The organism is Cupriavidus sp. WS, from assembly GCF_000395345.1.
GTDB lineage: Bacteria > Pseudomonadota > Gammaproteobacteria > Burkholderiales > Burkholderiaceae > Cupriavidus > Cupriavidus basilensis_B.
The window spans coordinates 1-5,461 of record NZ_AQPL01000388.1; the positions used below are offsets into that span (position 1 = coordinate 1).

The 5,461-nt window shown below is 68.0% G+C and carries 7 protein-coding genes and 1 riboswitch; of the genes, 5 read left to right on the forward strand and 2 right to left on the reverse strand.

Annotation, left to right across the window (positions count from 1 at the left end):
- Together K206_RS0127655 and ybgC are read right to left on the reverse strand one after the other, a co-directional pair.
- A partial coding sequence (locus K206_RS0127655; RefSeq protein ID WP_020205618.1) for a MotA/TolQ/ExbB proton channel family protein occupies positions 1-433 on the reverse strand: 433 nt, incomplete at its 3' end.
- Complete coding sequence (ybgC, locus tag K206_RS0127660) at positions 430-834, reverse strand: tol-pal system-associated acyl-CoA thioesterase (protein WP_029044165.1); 405 nt, start codon at positions 832-834, stop codon at positions 430-432. The genes ybgC and K206_RS0127655, both read right to left, overlap by 4 nt.
- A gap of 173 nt (positions 835-1,007) precedes the next feature.
- A riboswitch (ZMP/ZTP riboswitch) is annotated at positions 1,008-1,109 on the forward strand.
- A gap of 122 nt (positions 1,110-1,231) precedes the next feature.
- On the opposite strand from ybgC, the gene glyA reads away from it, so the two are divergent.
- From glyA to K206_RS0127685, 5 genes are all read left to right on the forward strand, one after another.
- Entirely contained in the window at positions 1,232-2,479 is a 1,248-nt protein-coding gene (gene glyA / locus K206_RS0127665; RefSeq protein WP_020205620.1) for a serine hydroxymethyltransferase, read from the forward strand.
- Positions 2,480-2,641: 162 nt separating this feature from the next.
- The gene (gene nrdR, locus K206_RS0127670; RefSeq protein WP_020205621.1) at positions 2,642-3,109 is read left to right on the forward strand and encodes a transcriptional regulator NrdR; all 468 of its coding nucleotides are present in this window, start codon (positions 2,642-2,644) and stop codon (positions 3,107-3,109) included.
- A gap of 162 nt (positions 3,110-3,271) precedes the next feature.
- Entirely contained in the window at positions 3,272-4,015 is a 744-nt protein-coding gene (locus tag K206_RS44690) for a GspH/FimT family pseudopilin (RefSeq protein WP_081651533.1), read from the forward strand.
- Positions 4,016-4,019: 4 nt separating this feature from the next.
- The gene (gene pilV / locus K206_RS39485; RefSeq protein ID WP_020205623.1) at positions 4,020-4,565 is read left to right on the forward strand and encodes a type IV pilus modification protein PilV; all 546 of its coding nucleotides are present in this window, start codon (positions 4,020-4,022) and stop codon (positions 4,563-4,565) included.
- The gene (locus K206_RS0127685) at positions 4,562-5,425 is read left to right on the forward strand and encodes a PilW family protein (RefSeq protein WP_020205624.1); all 864 of its coding nucleotides are present in this window, start codon (positions 4,562-4,564) and stop codon (positions 5,423-5,425) included. Before pilV ends, K206_RS0127685 begins: the two co-directional genes overlap by 4 nt.
- Positions 5,426-5,461: the final 36 nt, after the last annotated feature.

The window sequence follows — 5,461 nt, forward strand, 5'->3', positions numbered from 1 at the left end:
TGTACGGGCTGACCGAACCGACCGAGGCCAGGAACGGAAGATGCGATTCCAGCACATCCATCTCGCGCTGGTAGGCCGCGCGCATGGCGCGGCGGGCCGCGTCGAGCAGCGCGCCGGCTTCGTGGTTGCGCTCGCGCGCCTTGAGGTACTCGCCCATGCCGGACTCGAAGATGCGTTCCAGCGCGCCGGTGCTGTGGCGGTTGTTGGCCGCGCTCTGGTACAGCGCCTGCAGGTCGCCGCCGGCCCAGAAGTCGCGCTCGAAGCCTTCGGTCTGGGTGCGCGCCGCGCGCAGCGCCAGGTGCTTGCGGAAAATGTATGTCCACGAAAACAGGGACATGACGAGCAGCAGCGCCATGACGGCCTGCGCGAGCAGACTGGCGTGCAGCACCAGCGAAATGATCGACAGGTCTTGCGTGACGGTCACGGGGTTCATCGGGCGGTCTTGATGGTTGCGAGGACGGGAGCGGGGATAGGGGTCGGGCGGAACGTGCTGCGATCAACACATCCGACACGGATGGCGCCGGTGGCCAGCAATTGCTCCCCGCGCCAGGCTTCCTGGGCGAATTGGACAGATGCCGGTCCAACCCGTTCAATCCGTGTCCGGATCTCGAGCAGGTCGTCCAGACGGGCGGGGGCATTGTAGTCCACCGCCGTGCTCCTGACGATAAAGACCACGCCCGCTTCGTCCGCGAGCGCCTGCTGCCCGATGCCGAGCGAGCGCAGCCACTCGGTCCGGGCGCGCTCGAAGAATTTCAGGTAATTGGCGTAGAAAACCACGCCGCCCGCGTCGGTGTCTTCCCAGTACACCCGCAGGGCCCACACATTGTGACTCATGGCCGCGATTGTAGCGGACAGCCGACCCAACCCGGTGTAAACCCTTGCCCGACATTACAACAATTACATTAGTTGACAGACAAGCCGCCGGCTTTCCGCTAGGGCCCGCCGCCTAGGCCGCGCCGGGCCGTCTTGCAGCCGGCCGGCGCCTCGCGTAAACTGCCGCCAACCATTCCATCTTGCGCGACTGGCGAAGTCAGTGGGTACTACCACGAGGAAGCGCAAGCTCTCTGGCGCGAAGTTTCAAGCGCCTGCCGCTCGCCTGGGCAGCGAATGGGAAGCAGGGTGCGCCCTGCGCCGGACGTTCAGCGTGTCCGGTGCCGGTCGCCTGTGCCTTCCCCGCGCGCCCTACCCCGAAGCCATTCGGATCCCCATTTCTTAAGACGAGTTTTTCGCCATGTTCGAACGCAGCCGCTATACGATCGACCAGATCGACCCCGAGCTTTTCGCCGCCATCCAGAAGGAAGACCAGCGCCAGGAAGAGCACATCGAGCTGATCGCCTCCGAGAACTACACCTCGCCGGCCGTGATGGCCGCGCAGGGCTCGCAGCTGACCAACAAGTACGCCGAAGGCTATCCCGGCAAGCGCTACTACGGCGGCTGCGAGTACGTCGACATCGTCGAGCAGCTCGCCATCGACCGCGTCAAGCAACTGTTCGGCGCCGAGGCCGCCAACGTGCAGCCCAACTCCGGCTCGCAGGCCAACCAGGGCGTGTTCTTCGCCGCGCTCAAGCCGGGCGACACCATCATGGGCATGAGCCTGGCCGAAGGCGGCCACCTGACCCACGGCATGGCGCTCAACATGAGCGGCAAGTGGTTCAACGTGGTCAGCTACGGCCTGGACGCCAACGAAGACATCGACTACGACGCGCTGGAAAAGCTGGCCCGCGAAAAGCAGCCCAAGCTGATCATCGCCGGCGCCTCGGCCTTCGCGCTGCGCATCGACTTCGAGCGCATCGCGCGCGTGGCCAAGTCGATCGGCGCGCTGTTCATGGTCGACATGGCCCACTACGCCGGCCTGATCGCCGCCGGCGAGTACCCCAACCCGGTGCCGCACGCCGACTTCGTCACCACCACCACCCACAAGAGCCTGCGCGGCCCGCGCGGCGGCGTGATCCTGATGAAGGCCGAGCACGAGAAGGCCATCAACTCGGCCATCTTCCCCGGCATCCAGGGCGGCCCGCTGATGCACGTCATCGCCGGCAAGGCCGTGGCCTTCAAGGAAGCGCTCTCGCCCGAGTTCAAGACCTACCAGCAGCAGGTGGTCAAGAACGCCCGCGTGCTGGCCGAGACCCTGATCGAGCGCGGCCTGCGCATCGTCTCCGGCCGCACCGAGAGCCACGTGATGCTGGTCGACCTGCGCGCCAAGAAGATCACCGGCAAGGAAGCCGAGAAGGTCCTGGGCGAGGCCCACATCACCGTCAACAAGAACGCCATCCCCAACGACCCGGAAAAGCCGTTCGTCACCTCGGGCATCCGCCTGGGCTCGCCGGCCATGACCACGCGCGGCTTCAAGGAAGACGAGGCGCGCCTGGTGGCCAACCTGGTGGCCGACGTGCTGGACAACCCGCACGACGCGGCCAACATCGCCAGCGTGCGCGAGCAGGTGGCGGCCCTGACCAAGCGTTTCCCGGTCTACGGCTGACGCGCCCTGCGCCGCCCGCCTGCGCGCGGGCGGCCGGCAGCCCGTGCCGCCCCGCGCGGCACGCGCCTTGCCAACCCGGCCCGGCGTCTCACAGAATGACAAGATGACGAGACGCCGCCCCGCGCGGCCTGCGCCCAGGCTCAACTTTCAAGGTGGTCAGGCATGAAATGCCCTTTTTGCGCCCATCCCAACACGCAGGTCCTGGACACGCGCATGTCGGAAGAAGGCGATACCGTGCGCCGCCGCCGCCGCTGCGAATCCTGCGACCGCCGCTTCACCACCTACGAGCGGATCGAGCGCTCCTTCCCCGCCATCGTCAAGAAGAACGGCTCGCGCGCCGATTACGTGCGCGACAAGCTGAAGGATTCCATGCGCCTGGCGCTGCGCAAGCGCCCGGTCTCGGCCGAGGCCATCGACGCCGCCATCGCCCGCATCGAGGAGCGGCTGCTCGGCCTGGGGGAAAAGGAAATCCCCAGCAGCCAGGTGGGCGAGCTGGTCATGCGCGAGCTGCGCCGGCTCGACAAGATCGCGTACATCCGCTTCGCTTCGGTCTACCGGAGTTTCGAGGACGTGTCTGAATTCCGCGACATGCTCGATGAATTTTCTTCGTCTACCCCTCGAAAGGGGTAGCAGAACTCCGAGGAAAGCTGTTTAATCTGCACTACCTTTTAATCTGCGCCAGCTATGATCAATGCGCAGTGGAAGGTACGGTCGACTCGCACGCAGAGGCGAGGTACGCCGGTAAAGAATAAATAAGAACAGATAAGAACAGTTTTTCGGACGGGAGTCACTATGGGTCAGCCTTCCTGCCTCGCGGCAGCGGGCTTGGCGACGCGTGCGCGCGCCAGGCCATCGTGGGCACCGGGGAAAGCGCCGTGCGGCAAGCGGGCGGCGCTGGCCGGCTCGCGTCCGCATGGCCCGCGTCCATATGCGCATCCGCATGGCCCGCGCCCGGATTTCTTCCGGGACGCCCTGGCCGCTCCCTCCCCCCTGCATAACCGCCATGACCGGCCCGGCGCCTCCCGCGCGGGCGGCTTCACGCTCATCGAGCTGATGGTGACGCTGTCGGTGCTGGCCATCCTGGCGGCGGCGGCCATCCCGAACTTCAGTTCCTTCCTGCATCGCAGCCGGATGACGAGCGAGTCGTCCAGGCTGATCAGCGACATCGAGACCGCGCGCAGCGAGGCCGCGCGGCGCAACGCCACCGTCACCATCTGCCCGACCGCGGACGGCGCCAGCTGCACGGACGACTGGTCCAGGCGCCGTGTCATCTTCATCGATGCCGACAGCGACGGCCAGATCGGCGCCAGCGAGGAAGTCGTCCGCCACAGCGATGCGCCGAACGCCCGGACCGCGGTCGTGGCCAGCAACATCCCCTCCGGCACCGTGGTGCGGTTCCGCTCGTTCGGCGCGTCGACGCCGCCCAACGCCGCCTGGCAGTTCTGCGAGCACGGCTCGACCGCCGACGGGCTGACGGTCTCGCTGACCGGCACCGGCCGCGCCAGCTCCCAGCAGGCCGCCTGCAATGCGTCGTGACGCCATGAGCCGCCCGCTCGCTCACCCCGCCGCCACGCGCCCGCAGCGTGCGCCGCGCCGCCGGCCCGGCCAGGCGCGCGGCTTCACGCTGATCGAGGCGCTGGTCACGCTGGTCATCCTGTCGATCGGCGTGCTGGCCCTGACCGTGCTCCAGATGCAGACGCTGCTCGACAATCGCACCGCGTCGATGCGCAACATCGCCACCGTGATGGCCTACAACCTCGCCGACCAGATCCGCAGCAACGAGACCGCGACCAAGGCCGGCACCTACAACCTGCCGACCGGACAGACCACGCCCGCGTGCTACACGGCGGCGGGCTGCCCGACCGACGCGATGGCGCGCAGCAGCTTCCAGGACTGGGTCGACGACCTCGCCGACGCGCTGCCGGCGGGCTCCGGCACGGTCTGCGTCGACAGCACGCCCGACGACGGCAGCGGTCCTGCCGCGGCGGCCTGCGACAACCAGCCCGGCGCGCCCTACGTCATCAAGATCTGGTGGCGCGAGGGCAAGAACGCCACCCAACGCTTCGTCACCGCGCTCGTGCCATGAACCCGTCGACCCCGAGCCCGCGCCGCCACCGCCACCCTTGCCGGCCCGCCGCCGCCCGCGGCTTCACGCTGGTGGAGCTGATGGTCGGGCTGGTCATCGCAATGCTGCTGATGATCGCCACCAGCTCGGTCTACCTGGCGCAGCGGCGCTCCTACGACACGCAGGGCGACGTGGCCGACATCCAGGCCAGCGCGCGCGCCATCGGCCAGCTGCTGCAGCGCGAGGCGCGCCAGGCCGGCTACAGCGACTTCACCTACTACGGCAACGACTTCGGCACGGCCAAGCCGCTCGACGCCACCAACGACGACGGCGTCAACACCAGCGACAGCGTGACGTTCCGCTACTTCGGCTCGTCCAAGGCCGGCGGCGACCCCACCCCGGGCGCCGTGCCGGCCAGCGCGCCCGTGGCCGACGGCTCCGCGGTGAATTGCCTGGGCGAGAACGTCAACGGCAACTTCGAGACCGTGGAGACCTTCTCCGTGGTCAACGACGCCGCCGGCACGCCGTGGCTGCAATGCACGGTCAACGGCGCGCCCACGCCGCTGTTCCAGGGCGTCGAATTCTTCCAGGTGCTGCTCGGCGAGGACACCGACAACGACGACACCATCAACCGCTACGTCCCGCCCGGCATCGCCAACATGGGCAACGTGCGGGCCCTGCGCATCTCGATGGTGCTGCGCGGCGCCGCGCGCTCCAACCCCAAGCCCGCCTCGTTCACGCTCAACCACTTCGGCAAGGGCTACGCCGCCGCCGACAGCGCGCCGGCCGGCGACGCCGGCAGCGTCGCCGCGCTGCCGGACGATGGCCGGCTGCGCAAGCACATCAGCTTCTACATCGCCGTCCGCAACCGACTGAACTAGGCCCCGAGATGCGCCACCCCACCCCACTCCGCCGTC

Bases quoted from the DNA above. Each gene is read 5' to 3' on its own strand.
- nrdR (WP_020205621.1), top strand. From the start codon at position 2,642: ATGAAATGCCCTTTTTGCGCCCATCCCAACACGCAGGTCCTGGACACG.
- K206_RS44690 (WP_081651533.1), top strand. From the start codon at position 3,272: ATGGGTCAGCCTTCCTGCCTCGCGGCAGCGGGCTTGGCGACGCGTGCG.
- glyA (WP_020205620.1), top strand. From the start codon at position 1,232: ATGTTCGAACGCAGCCGCTATACGATCGACCAGATCGACCCCGAGCTT.
- ybgC (WP_029044165.1), bottom strand. From the start codon at position 834: ATGAGTCACAATGTGTGGGCCCTGCGGGTGTACTGGGAAGACACCGAC.
- pilV (WP_020205623.1), top strand. From the start codon at position 4,020: ATGAGCCGCCCGCTCGCTCACCCCGCCGCCACGCGCCCGCAGCGTGCG.
- K206_RS0127685 (WP_020205624.1), top strand. From the start codon at position 4,562: ATGAACCCGTCGACCCCGAGCCCGCGCCGCCACCGCCACCCTTGCCGG.